We start from the raw sequence: 19,939 nt of genomic DNA, 5'->3' as shown, positions 1-19,939 counted from the left end.
ATCACATTACAGGCCGTCGCACGTATTGACAGCCCCCTTCCCAGGTAGCGGGAAGCACATTTTTGCAAACCCAGAGACAGGTTGTTTTTTGGCTCTGGAGACAGCTTATAACAGAGGATAACCGCGCATGGTGCTTGGCAAACCGCAAACAGACCCGACTCTCGAATGGTTCTTGTCTCATTGCCATATTCATAAGTACCCATCGAAGAGCACGCTGATTCACCAGGGTGAAAAAGCGGAAACGTTGTATTACATCGTTAAAGGCTCAGTGGCAGTGCTGATCAAAGATGAAGAAGGGAAAGAAATGATCCTCTCTTATCTGAATCAGGGCGATTTTATTGGTGAATTAGGCCTCTTCGAAGAAGGCCAGGAACGTAGCGCCTGGGTACGTGCCAAAACCGCATGTGAAGTCGCTGAAATTTCCTACAAAAAATTTCGCCAATTAATCCAGGTCAACCCAGATATTCTGATGCGTCTGTCTTCTCAGATGGCTCGTCGTCTGCAGGTAACGTCTGAAAAAGTAGGCAACCTTGCCTTCCTCGACGTAACTGGTCGTATCGCCCAGACTCTGCTGAATCTGGCGAAACAGCCTGACGCAATGACCCACCCGGACGGCATGCAGATTAAAATCACCCGTCAGGAAATTGGCCAGATCGTTGGCTGTTCCCGTGAAACCGTTGGTCGTATCCTGAAAATGCTGGAAGATCAGAATCTGATCTCCGCGCATGGTAAGACCATCGTCGTCTACGGCACGCGTTAATCCCATCGACATGGCGTGTTACGTAGTAATGCGCCATTTTTGTTTGCTCCGATGTGGCGAAGACTGATTTATCACCCCGAGATCAACTACGCACTACGACAGACGCTGGTGCTATGTTTACCTGTGGCTGTCGGTCTGATCATCGGTCAGCTTCATCTGGGGCTCTTATTCTCCCTCGTCCCTGCCTGCTGCAATATTGCCGGTCTTGATACCCCGCATAAGCGCTTTTTCAAACGTTTGGTTATAGGCGCGTCGCTGTTTGCCGGCTGCAGCCTGATTATGCAGTTACTGCTGGCACAGACTATACCGCTGCCGCTGATCCTCACCGGCCTGACGCTGATTCTCGGTGTGACCGCCGAGCTAAGCCCGTTACATGCGCGACTTCTGCCCGCCTCGCTGATCGCGGCGATTTTCACACTGAGTCTGGCCGGCAACATGCCCGTCTGGGAGCCACTGCTGATCTATGCGCTGGGGACAGTATGGTACGGCCTGTTCAACTGGTTCTGGTTCTGGATGTGGCGCGAGCAGCCGCTGCGCGAATCGCTCAGTTTGTTGTACCGCGAATTAGCCGATTACTGTGAGGCCAAGTACAGCCTGCTGACCCAGCATGCCGATCCCGAAAAAGCGCTGCCTCCCCTACTGGTGCGCCAACAAAAAGCGGTGGATTTGATTACCCAGTGCTATCAGCAAATGCATATGCTGTCGGCACATCGCAACAACGATTATAAGCGCCTGCTACGTGCCTTTCAGGAGGCGCTCGATCTACAGGAACATATTTCCGTTAGCCTCCACCAGCCGGAAGAGGTGCAAAAGCTGGTCGAACGTAGCCACGCCGAACAGGTGATTCGCTGGAATGCGCGCACCGTCGCCGAACGCCTTCGCGTTCTGGCTGATGACATTTTGTATCACCGCTTGCCGACGCGTTTTTCAATGGATAAACAAATTGGCACGCTGGAAAAAATCGCCAACCAGCATCCGGACAATCCGGTAGGACAATTTTGCTACTGGCACTTCAGCCGTATTGCCCGCGTGCTACGCACCCAGCGCCCGCTGTATGCACGGGATTTAATGGCTGACAAGCAGCGTCGGCTGCCGCTGATCCCTGCCCTGAAAAGCTACCTGTCATTGAAATCCCCGGCGCTGCGTAATGCCGGACGCATCAGCGTCATGTTGAGCATTGCCAGCCTGATGGGCAGCGCCTTACACCTGCCCAAACCCTACTGGATTTTGATGACAATCCTGTTCGTCACGCAAAATGGCTACGGGGCAACCCGGGTGCGTATTTTACACCGCTCGGTGGGCACGCTTGTCGGCCTGGTGATTGCAGGTGTTACGCTGCACTTTCATATTCAGGAAGGTTACACGCTGGCAGGCATGCTGCTGATAACCCTGGTGAGTTATCTGACCATCCGCAAAAACTACGGCTGGGCTACCGTCGGCTTTACGGTTACGGCGGTATATACCCTACAGTTACTCACGTTGAATGGGGAGCAGTTTATCGTGCCGCGGTTTGTCGACACCGTGATCGGCTGTTTGATCGCCTTTGGCGGTACGCTCTGGCTGTGGCCGCAGTGGCAGAGCGGTTTGTTGCGTAAAAACGCCCACGATGCGTTAGAAGCCGATCAGGAGGCCATTCGCCTGATCCTCAGCAACGATCCGCAGGCCACGCCGCTGGCGTATCAACGCATGCGGGTCAACCAGGCGCATAACACGCTGTTCAACTCACTGAACCAGGCGATGCAGGAGCCCGGATTCAACTCGCACTATCTGGCAGATATGAAACTGTGGGTTACGCACAGTCAGTTCATCGTCGAGCACATCAATGCAATGACTACCCTGGCAAGGGAGCACACGATGCTGACGCCGGATCTGGCGCAGCGATATCTGGAATCCTGCGAAATTGCGATCCAGCGCTGCCAGCAGCGGCTGGAATATGACGGCCCCGGAAGCTCCGGCGATGTGAACATTCTTGAGGCGCCAGAGATGCTGTCCCATGGGCCTTTAAGCACCCTTGAGCAGCATCTACAGCGGATATTGGGGCATCTGAATACCATGCACACCATTTCGTCGGTAGCATGGCGTCAGCGACCGCACCATGGGATCTGGCTGAGCCGCCGGTTGCGGGATATGAAGGGTTAAGAGATTTGCCGGATGGCGGCGTAAACGCCTTATCCGCCCTACAGAGTAAGGTGTGATTCGTAGGCCGGATAAGCGTAGCGCCATCCGGCAATCCGTCAACCCACCACTTTCGCCACGGCCTGCGCGAAGCGCTGCATCCCTTCATCAATATCGGTCTGCTCCACCACCAGCGACGGCGCGAAACGCATCACGTCCGGTCCGGCGTTCAGCACCATCACCCCTTCATTCGCCGCGGCGTACAAGAAATCACGCGCATGGCCTTTAAACTGCGGCTTCAACTCAGCGCCAATCAACAGTCCCATGCCGCGAATATCGCTGAAAATATCAAACTGCTGATCAATTTTCTGCAAATGCTGCACAAACGCCTGGCGTTTGGCCTGAATACCTTCCAGCACTTCCGGCGTGTTGATGATATCAAACGCCGCTCCCGCAACCGCGCAGGCCAATGGGTTACCACCGTAGGTCGAACCATGCGAGCCAACATGGAATGCGGAGGCTATCTCCAGCGTCGTCAGTACCGCGCTCACCGGGAAGCCGCCGCCAAGAGCCTTAGCGCTGGTGAGGATATCCGGCGTCACGCCGTAGTGCATATAGGCAAACAAATCGCCGGTACGCCCCATCCCGCTCTGCACCTCATCAAATACCAACAACGCCTGGTGCTGATCGCAGAGTTCGCGCAAACCTTGCAGGAATTCCGGCGTTGCCGCAGTAACGCCGCCCTCCCCCTGAATTGGCTCAACCACCACCGCGCAGGTGTGATCGTCCATCACCGCTTTGACCGCATGCAGATCGTTAAACGGTACATGGATGATATCTGCCGGCTTTGGTCCAAAGCCGTCGGAATATTTCGGCTGCCCGCCGACGGATACGGTAAACAGCGAGCGGCCGTGAAACGCGTTATGGAAGGCAATGATTTTGGTTTTGAACGGGCTATGACGCACGCAGGCATAGTGGCGCGCCAGCTTAAAGGCGGTTTCGTTAGCTTCGGTACCGGAGTTCATGAACAGTACGCGCTCGGCGAAAGTCGCATCAATGAGTTTACGACCTAAGCGTAACGCCGGTTCGTTGGTGAAAACGTTGCTGGTATGCCAGAGGGTTTCACCCTGGGTTTTTAACGCCTCAACCAGTACCGGATGGCAATGCCCTAACGCGGTAACTGCAATGCCGCCCGCGAAATCAACGTACTCTTTACCCTGTTGATCCCAGATTCGACTTCCTTTCCCCTTTACCGGAATAAACTCTGCCGGTGCATAAATCGGCAGAATTACTTCATCGAATGTTGCGCGCGTAATTGCAGTTTGTTCAGTTGCCATGTCATTGCCACCCTGTTAAGCAGAAATGTTAGTGAAATTATAATCACAAAATATGAATAAAAAATCACTGAATAGCAACCACAAATCACCGGTTGAGGAAATTAGCCAGCAGCTGATGCCCCTGTTCGCTGAGAATACTCTCCGGGTGAAACTGCACCCCCTCCATATCCCACTCCCGGTGGCGAATACCCATGATCTCCTGCGTTTCACTCCACGCAGTCACTTCAAAGCACTCAGGCAACGTCTGAGGTGCGACCACCAACGAATGGTAGCGCGTCACCGTTAGCGGGTTTGCCAATCCCTGAAAAACGCCCTGCCCGTTATGCGTAATCGGCGACGTTTTACCATGCATCACTTTCGCCGCCCGTACAACGGTCGCGCCAAAGGCCTGCGCCATCGCCTGATGGCCCAGACAAACGCCCAGCAGAGGGATCTTACCCGCATAATGGCGAATGACATCCAGCGAGATGCCCGCATCATCCGGCGTGCATGGCCCCGGGGAAATGACGATTTTCTGCGGATTCAGCGCATCAATTTGCGCCAGCGTCAGCGCGTCATTGCGTCTGACAAGAACATCTGCGCCCAGTTCGCAGAAGTATTGATACAGGTTCCAGGTAAAAGAATCGTAGTTATCGATAAGCAGGATCATGGCGGCTCCGGTACAGAAGAACCGCGCTATTCTACTCAGTTTCCAGGGCTTCGCTTACCACTTTACGAAATATCGCCTGCAGTGCGGACAGGTCCCCCATGGCGCCGCTTTGATTTGCCTGGTTCCACTCCTCAACCTGGATGCCCTCCCAGTTGAGTATATACCCGGCATGAATCGCCAACTGTTCGAAGAAAATACGCTGCGCCAGACCACTGCCGATGCGAAACGGGTGTAGCACGTTAATTTCACAGTAGTAGTGTGCGAGGCGGTCGACAAACTTGTCTTCCGATAACCCCACCAGCCAGGACTCGTCTTCCAGGTCCTGCATCAGCGCATTGCCCTCTTTCTCGATATAAGCGAAATGGCAAAAACGGGTATCACCCTGGTAAATATCGACTTCTCGCAGATGTCCCGCCCAGTCAAAAATGTCCCGATAGAGTTGGCGATGAATAGCGCACAGATGCGGCAAACCTCGTTTAAGCGGGCCCAATTCGATAGTGGCCGCGCGCAATGCCGTCAACTCATAAGCTGCCTGCGCCAGACGCTGTGCCTGGTGAATTCCCAGGCGGTTACGCATGACATTCAGGCCCGGATACAAATAGGGGTCACGTCCATCACCGAATTTATCGCTCATAGTGCCTCCTCAACACTTCAACACGCGCCAGCGCATCTTCAGCGCTCAGGGTAACTCGTGGAATATCCACGCCTTCCAGCCGCCGACTGGCCTGGAAATTGGCGTTTCGCCGTTGTTCCCAGATCCTGGACTTTTGTTTATCGGTGAGTTTTTTCACGTGACCTCCCTGAATGAGCCGACACTTGCCACAAGTATAAGCAGCAATTTCGGGTTACGCAGAGAAGGGAGAGAACGCGGGCAAGCGCTGCCCGCGCAAAATACGATTACGGCAGGACTTTGGCAGAAAGGATAACAATCGGTTTTGACGGAACATTCTGGTAAGGACCCACATCATGGGTCTGAACCTGAGAGATCTTATCTGCGACATCCATACCTTTCACAACTTTACCAAAGACGGCGTAACCAAAATCACGCTGGCCATGATCGAGGAAAGCGTTGTCTGCAATATTGATAAAGAACTGGCTGGTCGCGCTGTCTTTATCTGCAGTGCGCGCCATAGCAATCGTGCCACGGGTATTACGCAGCCCGTTATCGGCTTCATTCTTGATTGGCGGGTTAGGTTTCTTCTGCTGCATCTGCTCGGTAAAACCACCGCCCTGCACCATAAAACCCGGGATCACACGGTGGAACGTGGTGTTGTTATAGAAACCGCTGTTGACATAATCGACAAAGTTTTGCACTGAAACCGGGGCTTTCTGACTGTTCAGCTCCAGCTCAATGTTACCGGCAGACGTTGTCAGCAGGACATGCGGGTCCCCTTTTGCTGCCAGTGCTGCGGGAGAGAGAGCAGAAAGAGCGAGAACAGCTGCAACAGCCGCCAGAGTCGATTTGAGCATGAGAATTCCTTAACAAGAGCAGAAATGAAGCAAGTGAATTGATTCTAAAGAGCCTTCAAGGACAAGGCCATCCCTTTACCTAATTTTACGTACTTGAAACAAATGTAACCTTACTGCCGCATGACTCAATGTGATTTAGATCACATACAAAAATGTAATAAACCAAGTCATTGCTAATAAATATTTAAATACATCACAAAAGCGCCTAAAATCTGCCCGCTCACGGCGCAGTCAATGCGCCTTACACTTCTATACAGGCCAGTCATGACTAACAGCAATCGCATTAAGCTCACATGGATTAGCTTTCTCTCCTACGCCCTGACAGGTGCGTTGGTCATTGTCACCGGGATGGTGATGGGAAACATCGCAGACTATTTCCATTTGCCGGTTTCCAGTATGAGTAACACTTTCACCTTCCTGAATGCCGGCATTCTGATCTCTATCTTTCTGAATGCATGGCTGATGGAAATTGTGCCACTGAAAACCCAACTGCGCTTTGGCTTCATCCTGATGGTCCTGGCAGTCGCCGGGCTGATGTTCAGCCATAGCCTGGCCTTGTTCTCTGCCGCCATGTTTGTACTGGGTGTGGTGAGTGGTATCACCATGTCGATTGGTACATTCCTGGTGACCCAGATGTACGAAGGTCGCCAGCGCGGTTCCCGCCTGCTGTTTACCGACTCCTTCTTCAGCATGGCGGGCATGATTTTCCCGATGGTGGCAGCGTATCTGTTAGCACGCAGCATCGAGTGGTATTGGGTCTATGCCTGCATCGGCCTGGTCTATGTCGCCATTTTCCTGCTGACCTTTGGCTGCGAATTCCCGGCGTTGGGTAAACACGCACAGCAACAGGACGCGCCGGTAGTGAAAGAAAAATGGGGGATTGGCGTGCTGTTCCTGGCGATCGCCGCACTGTGCTACATCCTCGGTCAGTTGGGCTTTATCTCCTGGGTACCAGAATACGCTAAAAGCCTGGGCATGAGCCTGAACGATGCGGGTAAACTGGTCAGCGACTTCTGGATGTCTTACATGGTTGGCATGTGGGCGTTTAGCTTTATCCTGCGATTCTTCGATCTGCAGCGCATCCTGACCGTACTGGCAGGTCTGGCCACCGTTCTGATGTATCTGTTCATCACCGGTACGCCGGAACATATGCCGTGGTTCATTCTGACGCTGGGCTTCTTCTCCAGCGCGATTTATACCACCATTATTACCCTCGGCTCACAGCAGACGAAGGTCGCCTCACCAAAACTGGTTAACTTCGTTCTGACCTGCGGCACTATCGGTACTATGCTCACCTTCGTGGTCACCGGCCCTATCGTGGCCCACAGCGGCCCGCTGGCGGCATTGCAGACGGCGAACGGTTTGTATGCCGTCGTATTCGTGATGTGCTTTATTCTTGGGTTCGTCACGCGTCATCGCCAGCATAACGCGCCAGCCACGCATTAATCTCACTGCCGGATGGCGATGCTAACGCATCTTATCCGGCCTACAAGAGCAACTGTTCGTAGGCCGGATAAGGCAACGCCGCCATCCGGCATATTCTCGCGCCTTATTCCCCCCCAAAACCCCTTAAATTGTACGCTTTTTATACAAACACGAAAAGCCAGTTAATTCCGTAACTTATAAAAATGCTGACAAATCAGTTATATACCTCTTAAGGAGTATATAAGGCCGAATTTGATTTGTATCAATAAGCGCGGTTGCTGAATCGTTAAGGTAGGCAGTAATAGAAAAGAAATCGAGGCAAAAATGAGCAAAGTCAGACTCGCTATTATCGGTAATGGTATGGTCGGCCATCGCTTTATTGAGGATCTTCTTGATAAATCCGACGCTGCCAATTTTGATATTACCGTCTTCTGTGAAGAACCCCGCAAAGCGTACGACCGTGTACACCTGTCTTCCTACTTCTCCCACCACACCGCCGAAGAGCTTTCTCTGGTGCGTGAAGGGTTCTACGAGAAGCACGGCGTTAAGGTATTAGTGGGCGAGCGTGCAATTACCATCAACCGCCAGGAGAAGGTAATCCACTCCAGCGCGGGTCGTACGGTCTATTATGACAAGCTGATCATGGCGACCGGTTCCTATCCGTGGATCCCACCGATTAAAGGTTCCGAAACCCAGGACTGCTTCGTTTACCGTACCATTGAAGACCTCAACGCTATTGAGTCTTGCGCGCGCCGTAGCAAACGCGGCGCCGTTGTCGGTGGAGGCCTGCTGGGTCTGGAAGCCGCTGGTGCCCTGAAAAACCTCGGCGTGGAAACCCACGTGATTGAATTCGCCCCGATGCTGATGGCTGAACAGCTGGATCATATGGGTGGCGAGCAGTTACGTCGTAAAATTGAAAGCATGGGCGTGCGTGTGCACACCAGCAAAAACACCAAAGAGATCGTCCAGGAAGGCACCGAAGCGCGCAAAACCATGCGTTTTGCCGACGGCAGCGAGCTGGAAGTTGATTTCATCGTCTTCTCCACCGGTATTCGTCCACGCGACAAACTGGCAACCCAGTGCGGTCTGGACGTCGCGCCGCGCGGCGGGATCGTGATTAACGACAGTTGCCAGACATCTGACCCGGATATCTATGCGATTGGCGAATGCGCCAGCTGGAACAACCGCGTGTATGGTCTGGTCGCTCCTGGATACAAAATGGCGCAGGTTGCCGTGGATCATATTCTCGAAACCGAGAACGCCTTTGAAGGCGCGGACCTGAGCGCCAAGCTGAAGCTGCTCGGCGTTGACGTCGGCGGTATCGGTGACGCGCATGCTCGCACGCCGGGCGCACGTAGCTATGTCTATCTCGACGAAAGCAAAGAAGTCTACAAACGCCTGATCGTTAGCGAAGATAACAAAACCCTGCTCGGCGCGGTTCTGGTTGGCGACACCAGCGATTACGGCAATCTGCTGCAATTGGTGCTGAACGCCATTGAACTGCCGGAAAATCCGGATTCACTAATTCTGCCAGCACACGCGGGCAGCGGTAAGCCATCTATCGGTGTCGATAAACTGCCGGACAGCGCGCAGATTTGCTCCTGCTTTGACGTCACCAAAGGCATGCTGGTTGCCGCTATCAACAAAGGTTGTCACACCGTTGCGGCGCTGAAAGCCGAAACCAAAGCCGGTACCGGCTGCGGCGGTTGTATCCCGCTGGTGACGCAGGTCCTGAACGCCGAACTGGCGAAACAGGGTATCGAAGTGAATAACAACCTGTGTGAACATTTCCCGTACTCACGTCAGGAACTGTTCCACCTGATCCGCGTAGAAGGCATTAAAACTTTCGAAGAGTTGCTGGCTAAACACGGTAAAGGTTACGGCTGCGAAGTGTGTAAACCCACCGTCGGCTCCCTGCTGGCCTCCTGCTGGAATGAGTACATCCTCAAACCACAGCATACACCGCTGCAGGACACCAACGACAACTTCCTGGCCAATATCCAGAAAGACGGTACCTACTCCGTGATCCCGCGCTCTGCGGGCGGTGAAATTACCCCGGAAGGCCTGGTGGCTGTCGGTCGTATCGCGCGTGAATTTAACCTGTACACCAAAATTACCGGCTCCCAGCGTATTGGTCTGTTCGGCGCGCAGAAAGATGACCTGCCGGAAATCTGGCGTCAGTTGATTGAAGCGGGCTTTGAAACCGGTCACGCGTACGCTAAAGCACTGCGTATGGCGAAAACCTGCGTCGGTAGCACCTGGTGTCGTTATGGCGTCGGCGATAGCGTCGGCTTCGGCGTGGAACTGGAAAATCGCTACAAAGGTATTCGTACCCCGCACAAAATGAAATTCGGCGTCTCCGGCTGTACCCGTGAATGTGCGGAAGCTCAGGGCAAAGACGTGGGTATTATCGCCACAGAGAAAGGCTGGAACCTGTACGTTTGTGGCAACGGCGGGATGAAACCGCGTCATGCAGACCTGCTGGCGGCCGATGTCGATCGTGAAACGCTGCTCAAGTACCTTGACCGCTTTATGATGTTCTACATCCGTACTGCGGACAAACTGACCCGTACTGCGCCGTGGTTAGATAACCTGGAAGGCGGCATCGACTATCTGAAATCAGTCATCATCGACGACAAACTGGGGCTGAACCAGCACCTGGAAGAAGAGATGGCTCGTCTGCGTGAAGCGGTGGTGTGTGAGTGGACAGAAACGGTCAACACGCCATCCGCACAGGTTCGCTTTAAACACTTTATCAACAGCGATCAACGCGATCCGAATGTTCAGGTTGTACCTGAGCGCGAACAACATCGTCCGGCTACGCCTTATGAACGTATTCCGGTGACTCTGGTGGAGGAAAACGCATGAGCCAGTGGAAAAACATCTGCAAAATCGATGACATTCTGCCTGCGACAGGCGTCTGCGCCCTGTTAGGTACTGAGCAGGTTGCTATTTTCCGCCCGTATCACAGCGATCAGGTGTTTGCGATCAGCAACATTGACCCATTTTTTGAGTCCAGCGTGCTGTCGCGTGGGTTGATTGCTGAACATCAGGGTGAGCTGTGGGTCGCCAGTCCGCTGAAAAAACAGCGTTTTCGCTTAAGCGACGGTCTGTGCATGGAAGACGAACAGTTTTCCGTGAAGCATTACGAAGCGCGAGTGAAAGACGGCACGGTACAACTGCGCGGTTAATGAATTTTTGGGAGGCGCAACGCCTCCCCTTTTTTGACGTATTTGTAGGTCTTTTATTGGTAGGCCTGATAAGCGTAGCGCCATCAGGCAATTGCAAAAGCACATTGCCGGATGGCGGCATAAATGCCTTATCCGGCCTACGGTTACGATTTCTTTTTGTACTTCAAGGATAATCAACACATGTTTACAGACACTATCAATAAGTGTGCGGCTAACGCTGCGCGCATCGCACGCCTGTCGGCAAATAACCCGCTCGGGTTCTGGGTCAGCTCAGCAATGGCAGGGGCCTACGTTGGTCTCGGCATCATTCTTATTTTTACGCTCGGTAATTTGCTTGACCCATCCGTGCGCCCGCTGGTGATGGGTGCAACCTTTGGTATTGCATTGACGCTGGTGATTATTGCCGGTTCCGAACTGTTCACCGGACACACGATGTTCCTGACGCTCGGCGTGAAAGCGGGCACCATCAGCCACGGTCAAATGTGGGCGATCCTGCCGCAAACCTGGCTCGGCAACCTCGTGGGGTCTGTGTTTGTCGCTCTGCTGTATAGCTGGGGCGGTGGCAGTCTGTTGCCGGTCGACACCAGCATCGTACATACGGTCGCGCTGGCGAAAACCACCGCACCTGCAACAGTGCTGTTCTTTAAAGGCGCGCTGTGTAACTGGTTGGTTTGCCTGGCAATCTGGATGGCAATCCGCACCGAAGGCGCGGCGAAGTTCCTTGCAATCTGGTGGTGTCTGCTGGCGTTTATCGCGTCCGGCTATGAACACTCCGTAGCCAATATGACGCTGTTTGCCCTTTCCTGGTTCGGCCATCACAGCGAGGCTTATACCCTGTCCGGAATTGGTCATAACCTTCTGTGGGTGACACTCGGTAATACTTTGTCCGGTGTCGTATTCATGGGGTTGGGTTATTGGTATGCTACGCCAAAATCGGAGCGTCCGGCTCCGGCAAAAATCAACCAGCCAGAGGCTGCTGCCAATAATTAAGGGGTAATGTCGTGGATCATTTGCCTATATTTTGTCAACTACGTGACCGCGACTGCTTGATCGTCGGCGGTGGTGATGTCGCAGAACGCAAAGCGCGGTTACTGCTGGAAGCTGGCGCCCGTTTAACGGTTAATGCGCTGGCGTTTATTCCGCAGTTCAAAGTATGGGCAGATGAAGGCATGCTGACGCTGGTTGAGGGACCGTTCGATGAGTCCCTGCTCAACACCTGCTGGCTGGCTATCGCCGCTACTGATGACGATGCCGTTAACCTTAGCGTCAGCACCGCCGCGGAGTCACGCCGTATCTTCTGCAACGTGGTCGACGCGCCAAAAGCGGCCAGTTTTATCATGCCCTCCATTATCGACCGCTCGCCGCTGATGGTGGCGGTCTCCTCAGGCGGTACATCCCCTGTTCTTGCCCGCCTGCTGCGTGAAAGACTCGAATCCGTATTGCCGCAGCATCTGGGCCAGGTCGCACAATATGCAGGGCAACTGCGCTCCCGCGTGAAAAAACAGTTTGCCAGCATGGGTGAACGTCGCCGCTTCTGGGAAAAATTGTTTGTTAATGACCGCCTGGCGCAGTCACTGGCGAACAACGACCAGCAAGCCGTAGAGGAAACCACCGAGCAGTTGCTCAGCGAACCGCTGGATCACCGGGGTGAAGTGGTGCTGGTTGGCGCCGGTCCTGGCGATGCCGGACTATTGACGCTGAAAGGGTTACAGCAGATCCAGCAAGCTGATGTTGTGGTGTATGACCGTCTGGTTTCCGACGATATCATGAACCTCGTGCGTCGCGATGCGGATCGTGTGTTCGTAGGCAAACGTGCGGGTTATCACTGCGTACCGCAGGAAGAGATCAACCAGATCCTACTGCGTGAAGCGCAACAAGGTAAACGCGTAGTACGACTGAAAGGCGGCGACCCGTTCATCTTTGGCCGCGGCGGCGAAGAGCTGGAAACCCTGTGTCATGCCGGTATTCCATTCTCTGTCGTGCCAGGCATTACCGCGGCCTCTGGCTGTTCTGCTTATTCCGGTATCCCACTAACCCATCGCGACTATGCACAGAGCGTACGCCTGGTCACTGGGCACCTTAAAACAGGCGGTGAGCTGGACTGGGAGAGCCTGGCGGCAGAGAAACAAACGTTGGTGTTCTACATGGGGCTGAATCAGGCGGCAACGATTCAGGAAAAACTCATCGAGTTTGGTATGCAAGCCGATATGCCGGTTGCCCTGGTCGAGAACGGTACTGCCGTAACACAGCGCGTCGTCAGCGGTATGCTGACACAGCTCGGTGAACTGGCACAACAGGTTGAAAGTCCGGCGCTGATTATTGTCGGTCGCGTGGTTGGACTGCGTGATAAACTCAACTGGTTCTCGAACCATTAATTGAACGCTAAATAGATGCCCTTAATATCAGGGCATCTATTTATGATTCACAAAAGTTAATCTTTGATCTAAATAACACATCATCCATAGCATTCATCAATTTATTAATTACAGATACATTTCATAGTATTTTAATTCATTAAAAATATATTTTACCCAAACATTATCATGTCCTTATTCGGACTATTTAAAATTTTCCTTAGTTGATATCTTAATTGTCGAGAAATGGATTTCATCCATTTAAAAAATAGATATTTTACAAGGATTTTATCATGTTTAAACTTGCAAAAATCACCATCGTTGCTGGTGTTCTGGCTACGTTGACTGCATGTACTGGTCATATCGAAAACAAAAAAATAATTGCAGCTACGATTACTTACTGCATCCGGCAATTTCAATTTCTAAAATTATTGGTGGCTGTGGCCCGGCTGCAGACCAATAATAGAAGCGATTGCGCAGATACAAAAAAACCGGGAATTTCCCGGTTTTTGCATTTATAGATTAGATACTCATTCACACATCATCGCACTCACGCTCTCGCGCAAAATACGTAGCACGGTCTCTTCTCCACTGCGGTTAGGATTAATGCGAATCGCATAATCACCCAGCAACGGATTTGCTTCGCGAAACGTCCCCGAAAGGCGATAGAACAGCGGCGGAATTTCATATTTCGATTCCGCTCCTACCGGATACGGCAGCGCACCTCTTTTTTGTGCCTCTCCCAGCACACCAGCGGCAATCGGCTGGTGAAACTCCACGATCAGCACCTTCGACTGGGCATTGGCAATAACAGCCTGTTTCACCTCGGGTAGCACTCCACTATTGAGCATCGTTAGCAGCCGTTCAGATACCCCAGCCTGTACCGCATGCATCACCGGGGCGAAAACCAGGCCACGTAGCACCTCCAGTGCCTGCACGCCCTGGATCTGGCTGCCGCCGGAATACATCGTTGCGCGGATCCTGGCAATGGCTGCTGCCTCCCCCACCACGGCGCCGACGCCTTCCGGGCCAAACAGCTTAAAACAGGAAAAGGTAGACAGCGTCGCCCCGCATTCACAACCGATACGCTCTACCTTCATCACCGCGTAGTTATCATCGGTCAATGTCGGTACGCCATTTTGCGCTATCTCTGACAACACCTCAGCTAAATCGTAGCTATCCTGCGGCTGCTGACGCGTATGCTGCACCAGCGCGGCATCAGGGCGATGCTGCGTAATAGCCCGCGCGATTGCCGGGAGGCAGTTGAAATCAACCCTGACCAGAGTGATGCCCATCTGCTCGATGAGCACCTGTGTTGTAGGATACACAGGTGCGTCGTGTACCAGCAGTAGCTGGCCGGGTTTGAGGAGTGCAGCCAACCCGGCGCGAATAGCCCCGGTGCCAGCGCCCTGAACCAGCACGGCGGCTTCAGCATGAAACGCCTCGGCCAGCACCTTTTCCACACGCTGCGTGACCCGGGGCTGATTCAGCCCCGGGGCCAGCCCCAAATCGCCACCGGCCAGAAAATCAGCGCCAGGGAAGTGACAGCAGAGCGTATCCACCAGCGCGAACTGCTTCTGCTGCGCCTGCGCGAGCGTCAGGCTTTGCAGGGGAAACGTCTTCATGTTTTACGCCTCCTCAGGCCGGAACAAACAGACCAAGCCAGTAGAGAATATTCAGCACAATACCGGTGATCATCACCGCTACAACCGGGGCTGCCATCTTCTGCACCGGACGCCCTATCGATTCGTTGAGGAAGTAAATCGCTACCGCAATCGAGAAGCCGGTGTAGCCCGCCATCTTGATGGCGGCAAATATAGAACCTACCAGCAACGCCATTTCCATCAGCATATTCATCGCATTACGAATATTGTCCGACGCGTTACGCACTGACGGATAACGCCCCAGCCATTTGCCAATGGAGCGCAGCAGCAGCACTTCCGCGGAAATCACGATAGCGCCAAGGAGTGCCGCTATCCACGGGTTCGGAGCCAGATAGCCAACGGAATAAACAAAGGTAAAGCCCGCAACCGCGTATACACCGGTTGCCAGCGCGGTGGTGGCAATCAACGGCACAAAACCCAACCCACGCATAAATTCCGCCAGCGCCGCCTGGTTAACCAGCGTCTGCGATTGCTCCGGCGTAATCCCCGCCGAATAGGCTTTTTCCAGCGTAAAAATTGAGACTTCGCTGCCAGCGAAAATCTTCATACTGGCGACGGCGGCAATCAACGCGCCGACAATCGCGATGTACGGCAGGTTTTTAATAATCCTCGAGGTTCGCTCCTCAAAGACCGATAGCCCGCTGGCATCCATCTCTTCATCGCCACGGTGGCGAATATCATGCGTAATGGCAATCACCAGCAGCATCATCATCCCCACAAAAATCTCAATTGATTCCGGGTTCAGATGCGGGAAGTAACGCACCACCACCACGCGGGTCATCAGTACTACCACCGCCGCGATAATGCTGTGTTTCCAGCCAAACTGGTAGAAAATCGCCACCAGCGGGAAAAGTGCGAATGCGGAAACGACCGGAGAACTCAGCTCGCCAAGGCTACCCAGTACATCAACCGGCAACGCTGTGAGCAGATGGTTCACCGGTAGCAGGCAGGTCAGAATCAGCACGCCCCAGATAGCGCCCAGTCCGAACGCCAACAGGCTGTTCATCGCCAGCACGCCGAGAATATCCGTCGGCAGGAACAGCAGCCAGGCGTTGAGTAAGCCGGTTTTCAGGGTAAAGGAGATCCCAACCGACGCGACAAAGCCAATGCTCAGACCAAATGCGATACTTCCCGCCTCACGGCGATTCATGTACCCCTCGATCAGCTGCGGCAGAATCGGACGGATGCCGTCATGAAAGACGGCCGCCGAGCGATGTGCCAGAAGTGACGTCATGCCGGTCAGGCAGGCCACCACCACAATCTGAATATACAGATCCATAGTCATGCCTTTTATTTCAGATGGTTAACCAGCATCGGAATCGCATGTTCAACATGTTCGACGGAGAGACCAAATGCCACTTTCCCTTCCGCAACCATTTTTGCGATATGTTCGTCTTTCGCCTTAATACCCGGCTTGGCGATAGTGCAGCTTTTGTTGTAGCCAATCACCGCGATGGCGATCGACAGCGCTGCGCCCGCGCCGGTGTTACACGCACCGATGTAGTAATCCAACTGTCCGGATTTTACCTTCATCGCCGCTTCCATATCGTTATAAATGGAGACTTCAAAGCATCCCGGAGCGGCGGTTTCGATAGTTTTTTTAATCTGCTCACGCTGTAAGCCAGCAACACCAATCTTTTTCATGATTCTGTCCTTATTGGAAAAATTTTGAGGGGTTATCACGTAACATCGTGTCCACATCGGCCTGACTGAATCCTGACTGGCGCAGCTGTGGGATAAAGGTGGTTAACAGGTAGTCGTAGCCATTACCGCCATTGGCTTTTAAATGCGAGCGGCGGGTAATATCCATAGAGAGCATGACGTGGCTAAGCAGTCCGCGATCGCGTAGCGCATGCAGCATGGCGATGCGTTTCTCGTCCGGGTAATAGTTGTTTTTACCGATGGTATCGAACTGCACATACGCGCCGAGATCGATCATGCGATAGATGTTGTCGAGGTTATCTTTCAAATCGCAGTGACCCACGGTCACGCGGGAAAGGTCGACGCCGTGCGCCTTCAGCAGAGCCAGCTGTTCCAGGCCCATCGTGCTAAATGAGGTGTGGGTCGAGATAGGGCGTCCGGTTTCGCTATGCGCCCGCGCTGCGGCGATAAATACCTTCTCCTCAAGCGGCGTAATTACCCCTTCGCTGGAGCCGATTTCCGCGATAATTCCGGCTTTCAATTCAGTGCCATCAATACCGACGACAATCTCATCGACCATGTCCTGCGCGAGCTGTTCCACGCTGCGGGCCGAGACATGTTCAGGAAAAAACGCATCCTGGTAATAGCCTGTACAGGCCATAACGTTAATCCCGGTATCGCGCATCAGTGAGAGCATGAATTGCGGATTACGTCCCATATAGCGGTTGGTCATCTCAATAATGTTGCTGACGCCTGACGCCCGGAGCTCCTTCATCTCCTGACAGATGAGATCGTACTGATCTAACCGGCAGTCGAGGTTATTCTTGAACCCGGAGAGATCGATATGCAGATGCTCGTGGACCCAGGTGTAGCCCGTCGGATCAAAATTCATAAGGTGTCTCCTGAAAGCCGTAAAGCCGAAAGAAAAGAGCTGCCGTTTTGCGGTCGCTGCGCGCCAAAAAAGTCACACACCGTCGCGCCAACATCGGATAACGTCGTCCGAATGCCTAATTGCGCAGGCTCCAGCCCCTGCTGATACACCAAAACTGGCACCACTTCCCGGGTATGATGGCTGTGCCCAATGGTCGGATCGTTGCCGTGATCGGCCATGACCACCAGACAGTCATTGGGATCCATAGCGGCCAGAAGGCGCGAAAGATTAAGGTCAACAAGCTGCAATCGTTCGGCATACCGCGCGACGTCTTCAGCGTGTCCGGCAAGATCGGTTTCCTGAATGTTGGTACAGATAAATACCGTCGACTCAGCGTTAAATTCGTTAAGGGTGATATCCATGATCTGCTGGCTATCCACCAGGTTTTGCCAGTTGCGCCCGTGCGCGTTGCCAACAATATCCGCCACTTTACCGACCAGCACGGTAGGGATTCCGGCGTCATACAGTTTTTGCGGCACCTGTACCTGCTCATCTACGCCAAAGCCCATATGCCTGACCTGAAAACCGCTTTCATACGCGCCGGAGCGTGGGGCATTAATGCCGACAAAGCGCCCTTCCATCGTTTCGGCGGCATCCAGAATGCGCTGGCTGTTCGTAAGCTGACCGCCAAAGGTGATAACGCGCCCGACCTGAACCTGCTCGCGCACGACGCGGCCAATCTTTAGCACCTCATCAAACGCAATGGCGGACAGGTTAGCTGTGACGTTGTAGACCTGACCTAAATCCGCCTCGAGGTTATCGCCCACCGCAACCGCATCGTTGACCCACAGAAACGCCAGCTCGCCACCACGACGTTCCACCTGCCAGCCAGCCGCTTTCAGTGCTTGCTCAACACCATCGATGACGTCGTTAAATGGCATCCGCAGCGGCGCCTGAGGCCGTGTGCCTAAAATTTCCTGATGCCCCATAAAGGTATCGCCACCTTCATGCTGCAACTCTGCAACGCCCCAGACTGCCGATGCTGACGGTTTCATCACGCCCGGCGCATAGCCCAGGGCGTTTATCAGCCCCAACTTTTCCAGCGTTGGCAGCCGTAACTGCGGAAGTTCACCCAGGATATGTCCACAGGTATTCGCCCCGGCATCCTGGGGTCTGACCCGCGCGACGTCTTTCATTGCGCCGACGCCAAAACTGTCGATTACCAACACCACGAATCGGGCCATTAGTCCTCCAGAATATTGCCGAGACTGTCATAACGCGCGACGATTTCAGCCGCGCCACGCTGGATACCCGACACCAGCACCACGTCGCTACGCGTCACGAAGATCTGTGTGCGGAAGCAGAAGATCACTGCGCTGCTCACCGGAAACTCACCAGCCACAGGCAGGTAGTAATCGATACTGCTGTCGTCCACGGGCTTTAGCTTCGCGGCTATGGGGACGTCATTTTCCGGCGTAAAGACCAGCGCATTTTGCGCATGGCCGCGACGGTAATAGCCCCCGCCGTAGCAATAACTGTCCCCGCGAAACGTGTGTGAGACCTCGCTCAGCCACAGCATCGCAATACGCTCAGGCTGGTCACCCTTTTGATTGGAAGGAATGGTGCCAGTCAGCGCATGACCCGGCTCGGCGTGGGTGACGCCATATTCCGCAAGCAAGGGTAATGATGTGCAGCTACTGGCTGACGGCGCATTAAGCTGATCAATGGTAATTCCGGCTTGTGACAACTGACGTCGGGCGCTCACCAGCGTGTGCAGATTAGGCGTCGGTATCGTCTGCGCGGAGTTTTCATCCCATAACAGGCATGGGAAATGGGTGAGGCCGCTCAGGCGCAGGCCTGGCAGTCTGCGGATTTCATTGACCACATCCGTCAGATACATCAGCGGAAATCCGCTTTCTTGCCCCGGATAGAGAAAATCATCCTTGTCATACACCTTTAGCATCACGTTTTGCTGGCAACCGGCCTTCACCGCCGCCGCCGAAACTTCGCGCGCTTTCTCCAGCGAAAACAACGTAATGACCTCGGTTCCTTGTGCGACAGCCTGATTGACCTGTCGCGAAGGGATCTGCACCAGATGTCCCTGATGCGCCACCGGCAACCCGGCACGTCGCATGACGCGACTCTCCTTATAATCCACGACCACAATGCCTTCATAGCCAAGCTGCAACAGCTTGTCGGCCAGCCACGGATTGCGTCCAACCTGTTTGGTCATCAGATACAGCGAGATGCCATGCTGCCTGGCGACGTCCAGCAGGCGTTTGCCATTCTCAATAACCTGGTCAACATCAATAACCCAACTGTCAGGCGCGATCTTTCCCTGCTGCCACAGCGCGACAGCGGCGGAGATTAGCGCGGGGTTCTGGCGTTTCAATGCGTCTATAAACATTTCTCTGCCTCGTTTCTAATCCTTCAGCTAAATATTCATTTTTTTGAATATTTAA

Annotated in this window: 18 protein-coding genes and 1 pseudogene; 8 read left to right on the top strand and 11 right to left on the bottom strand. The window is 53.6% G+C overall.

What is annotated here, in order from left to right:
* Nucleotides 1–127 precede the first annotated feature (127 nt).
* Complete coding sequence (gene crp / locus IB196_RS01810) at nucleotides 128–760, top strand: cAMP-activated global transcriptional regulator CRP (protein WP_000242758.1); 633 nt, start codon at nucleotides 128–130, stop codon at nucleotides 758–760.
* 51 nt (nucleotides 761–811) lie between these two features.
* Nucleotides 812–2,899: a YccS/YhfK family putative transporter gene (locus IB196_RS01805; RefSeq protein ID WP_005121667.1), complete on the top strand. Its 2,088-nt coding sequence runs from the start codon at nucleotides 812–814 to the stop codon at nucleotides 2,897–2,899.
* A 95-nt stretch (nucleotides 2,900–2,994) separates the two neighbouring features.
* On the opposite strand, the gene argD is transcribed toward IB196_RS01805, so the two are convergent.
* The 5 genes from argD to ppiA form a co-directional block, all read right to left on the bottom strand.
* Complete coding sequence (gene argD / locus IB196_RS01800) at nucleotides 2,995–4,212, bottom strand: bifunctional acetylornithine/succinyldiaminopimelate transaminase (RefSeq protein ID WP_188232019.1); 1,218 nt, start codon at nucleotides 4,210–4,212, stop codon at nucleotides 2,995–2,997.
* Between the two features lie 85 nt (nucleotides 4,213–4,297).
* Entirely contained in the window at nucleotides 4,298–4,861 is a 564-nt protein-coding gene (gene pabA, locus IB196_RS01795) for an aminodeoxychorismate synthase component 2 (RefSeq protein WP_040231757.1), read from the bottom strand.
* Between the two features lie 31 nt (nucleotides 4,862–4,892).
* Nucleotides 4,893–5,495, bottom strand: a complete 603-nt coding sequence (locus IB196_RS01790) for a putative adenosine monophosphate-protein transferase Fic (RefSeq protein ID WP_040231756.1) — start codon at nucleotides 5,493–5,495, stop codon at nucleotides 4,893–4,895.
* The gene (locus IB196_RS01785; RefSeq protein WP_188232018.1) at nucleotides 5,485–5,652 is read right to left on the bottom strand and encodes a YhfG family protein; all 168 of its coding nucleotides are present in this window, start codon (nucleotides 5,650–5,652) and stop codon (nucleotides 5,485–5,487) included. The genes IB196_RS01790 and IB196_RS01785 overlap by 11 nt, the downstream gene beginning before the upstream one ends.
* A gap of 106 nt (nucleotides 5,653–5,758) precedes the next feature.
* Complete coding sequence (ppiA, locus tag IB196_RS01780; protein WP_003023595.1) at nucleotides 5,759–6,331, bottom strand: peptidylprolyl isomerase A; 573 nt, start codon at nucleotides 6,329–6,331, stop codon at nucleotides 5,759–5,761.
* A gap of 264 nt (nucleotides 6,332–6,595) precedes the next feature.
* On the opposite strand from ppiA, the gene tsgA reads away from it, so the two are divergent.
* The 6 genes and pseudogenes from tsgA to IB196_RS01750 all read left to right on the top strand — a co-directional run bounded on the left by tsgA (nucleotide 6,596) and on the right by IB196_RS01750 (nucleotide 13,764).
* On the top strand, nucleotides 6,596–7,777 hold the full coding sequence (tsgA, locus tag IB196_RS01775; protein ID WP_005121661.1) for an MFS transporter TsgA: 1,182 nt from the start codon (nucleotides 6,596–6,598) through the stop codon (nucleotides 7,775–7,777).
* Nucleotides 7,778–8,080: 303 nt separating this feature from the next.
* Nucleotides 8,081–10,624, top strand: a complete 2,544-nt coding sequence (nirB, locus tag IB196_RS01770) for an NADPH-nitrite reductase large subunit (protein WP_188232017.1) — start codon at nucleotides 8,081–8,083, stop codon at nucleotides 10,622–10,624.
* Complete coding sequence (gene nirD / locus IB196_RS01765; protein WP_005121659.1) at nucleotides 10,621–10,947, top strand: nitrite reductase small subunit NirD; 327 nt, start codon at nucleotides 10,621–10,623, stop codon at nucleotides 10,945–10,947. Before nirB ends, nirD begins: the two co-directional genes overlap by 4 nt.
* A 180-nt stretch (nucleotides 10,948–11,127) precedes the next feature.
* Nucleotides 11,128–11,937 (top strand): nitrite transporter NirC, encoded by an 810-nt coding sequence (gene nirC, locus IB196_RS01760; protein WP_005121658.1) that lies wholly within the window; start codon nucleotides 11,128–11,130, stop codon nucleotides 11,935–11,937.
* Nucleotides 11,938–11,948: 11 nt separating this feature from the next.
* Nucleotides 11,949–13,322, top strand: coding sequence for a siroheme synthase CysG (gene cysG / locus IB196_RS01755; RefSeq protein WP_188232016.1), 1,374 nt, complete (start codon nucleotides 11,949–11,951; stop codon nucleotides 13,320–13,322).
* 272 nt (nucleotides 13,323–13,594) lie between these two features.
* Nucleotides 13,595–13,764: pseudogene (locus IB196_RS01750) on the top strand (YhfL family protein).
* Between the two features lie 67 nt (nucleotides 13,765–13,831).
* Here the strand turns inward: IB196_RS01750 and IB196_RS01745 are convergent.
* Genes IB196_RS01745 through IB196_RS01720 form a run of 6 tightly spaced genes read right to left on the bottom strand, consistent with a single transcriptional unit; the run spans nucleotide 13,832 to nucleotide 19,884 of the window.
* Complete coding sequence (locus tag IB196_RS01745) at nucleotides 13,832–14,926, bottom strand: aminotransferase class I/II-fold pyridoxal phosphate-dependent enzyme (protein WP_182289722.1); 1,095 nt, start codon at nucleotides 14,924–14,926, stop codon at nucleotides 13,832–13,834.
* 13 nt (nucleotides 14,927–14,939) lie between these two features.
* Complete coding sequence (locus IB196_RS01740; RefSeq protein WP_005121654.1) at nucleotides 14,940–16,244, bottom strand: YhfT family protein; 1,305 nt, start codon at nucleotides 16,242–16,244, stop codon at nucleotides 14,940–14,942.
* Nucleotides 16,245–16,255: 11 nt separating this feature from the next.
* Nucleotides 16,256–16,609, bottom strand: coding sequence for a DUF2620 domain-containing protein (locus tag IB196_RS01735; RefSeq protein ID WP_040231750.1), 354 nt, complete (start codon nucleotides 16,607–16,609; stop codon nucleotides 16,256–16,258).
* A 10-nt stretch (nucleotides 16,610–16,619) separates the two neighbouring features.
* Complete coding sequence (locus IB196_RS01730; protein WP_188232015.1) at nucleotides 16,620–17,498, bottom strand: phosphotriesterase-related protein; 879 nt, start codon at nucleotides 17,496–17,498, stop codon at nucleotides 16,620–16,622.
* Entirely contained in the window at nucleotides 17,495–18,721 is a 1,227-nt protein-coding gene (locus IB196_RS01725; RefSeq protein WP_188232014.1) for a phosphopentomutase, read from the bottom strand. Before IB196_RS01725 ends, IB196_RS01730 begins: the two co-directional genes overlap by 4 nt.
* Complete coding sequence (locus IB196_RS01720; protein WP_155021669.1) at nucleotides 18,721–19,884, bottom strand: YhfX family PLP-dependent enzyme; 1,164 nt, start codon at nucleotides 19,882–19,884, stop codon at nucleotides 18,721–18,723. The genes IB196_RS01725 and IB196_RS01720 overlap by 1 nt, the downstream gene beginning before the upstream one ends.
* Between the last annotated feature and the right edge of the window lie 55 nt (nucleotides 19,885–19,939).

It is taken from the genome of Citrobacter sp. C6_1 (assembly GCF_014596835.2).
In the GTDB taxonomy this organism is placed as follows: domain Bacteria; phylum Pseudomonadota; class Gammaproteobacteria; order Enterobacterales; family Enterobacteriaceae; genus Citrobacter; species Citrobacter pasteurii.
Note: the sequence above shows the minus strand (reverse complement) of the source record. Positions and strands in the feature narration are given on the sequence as shown.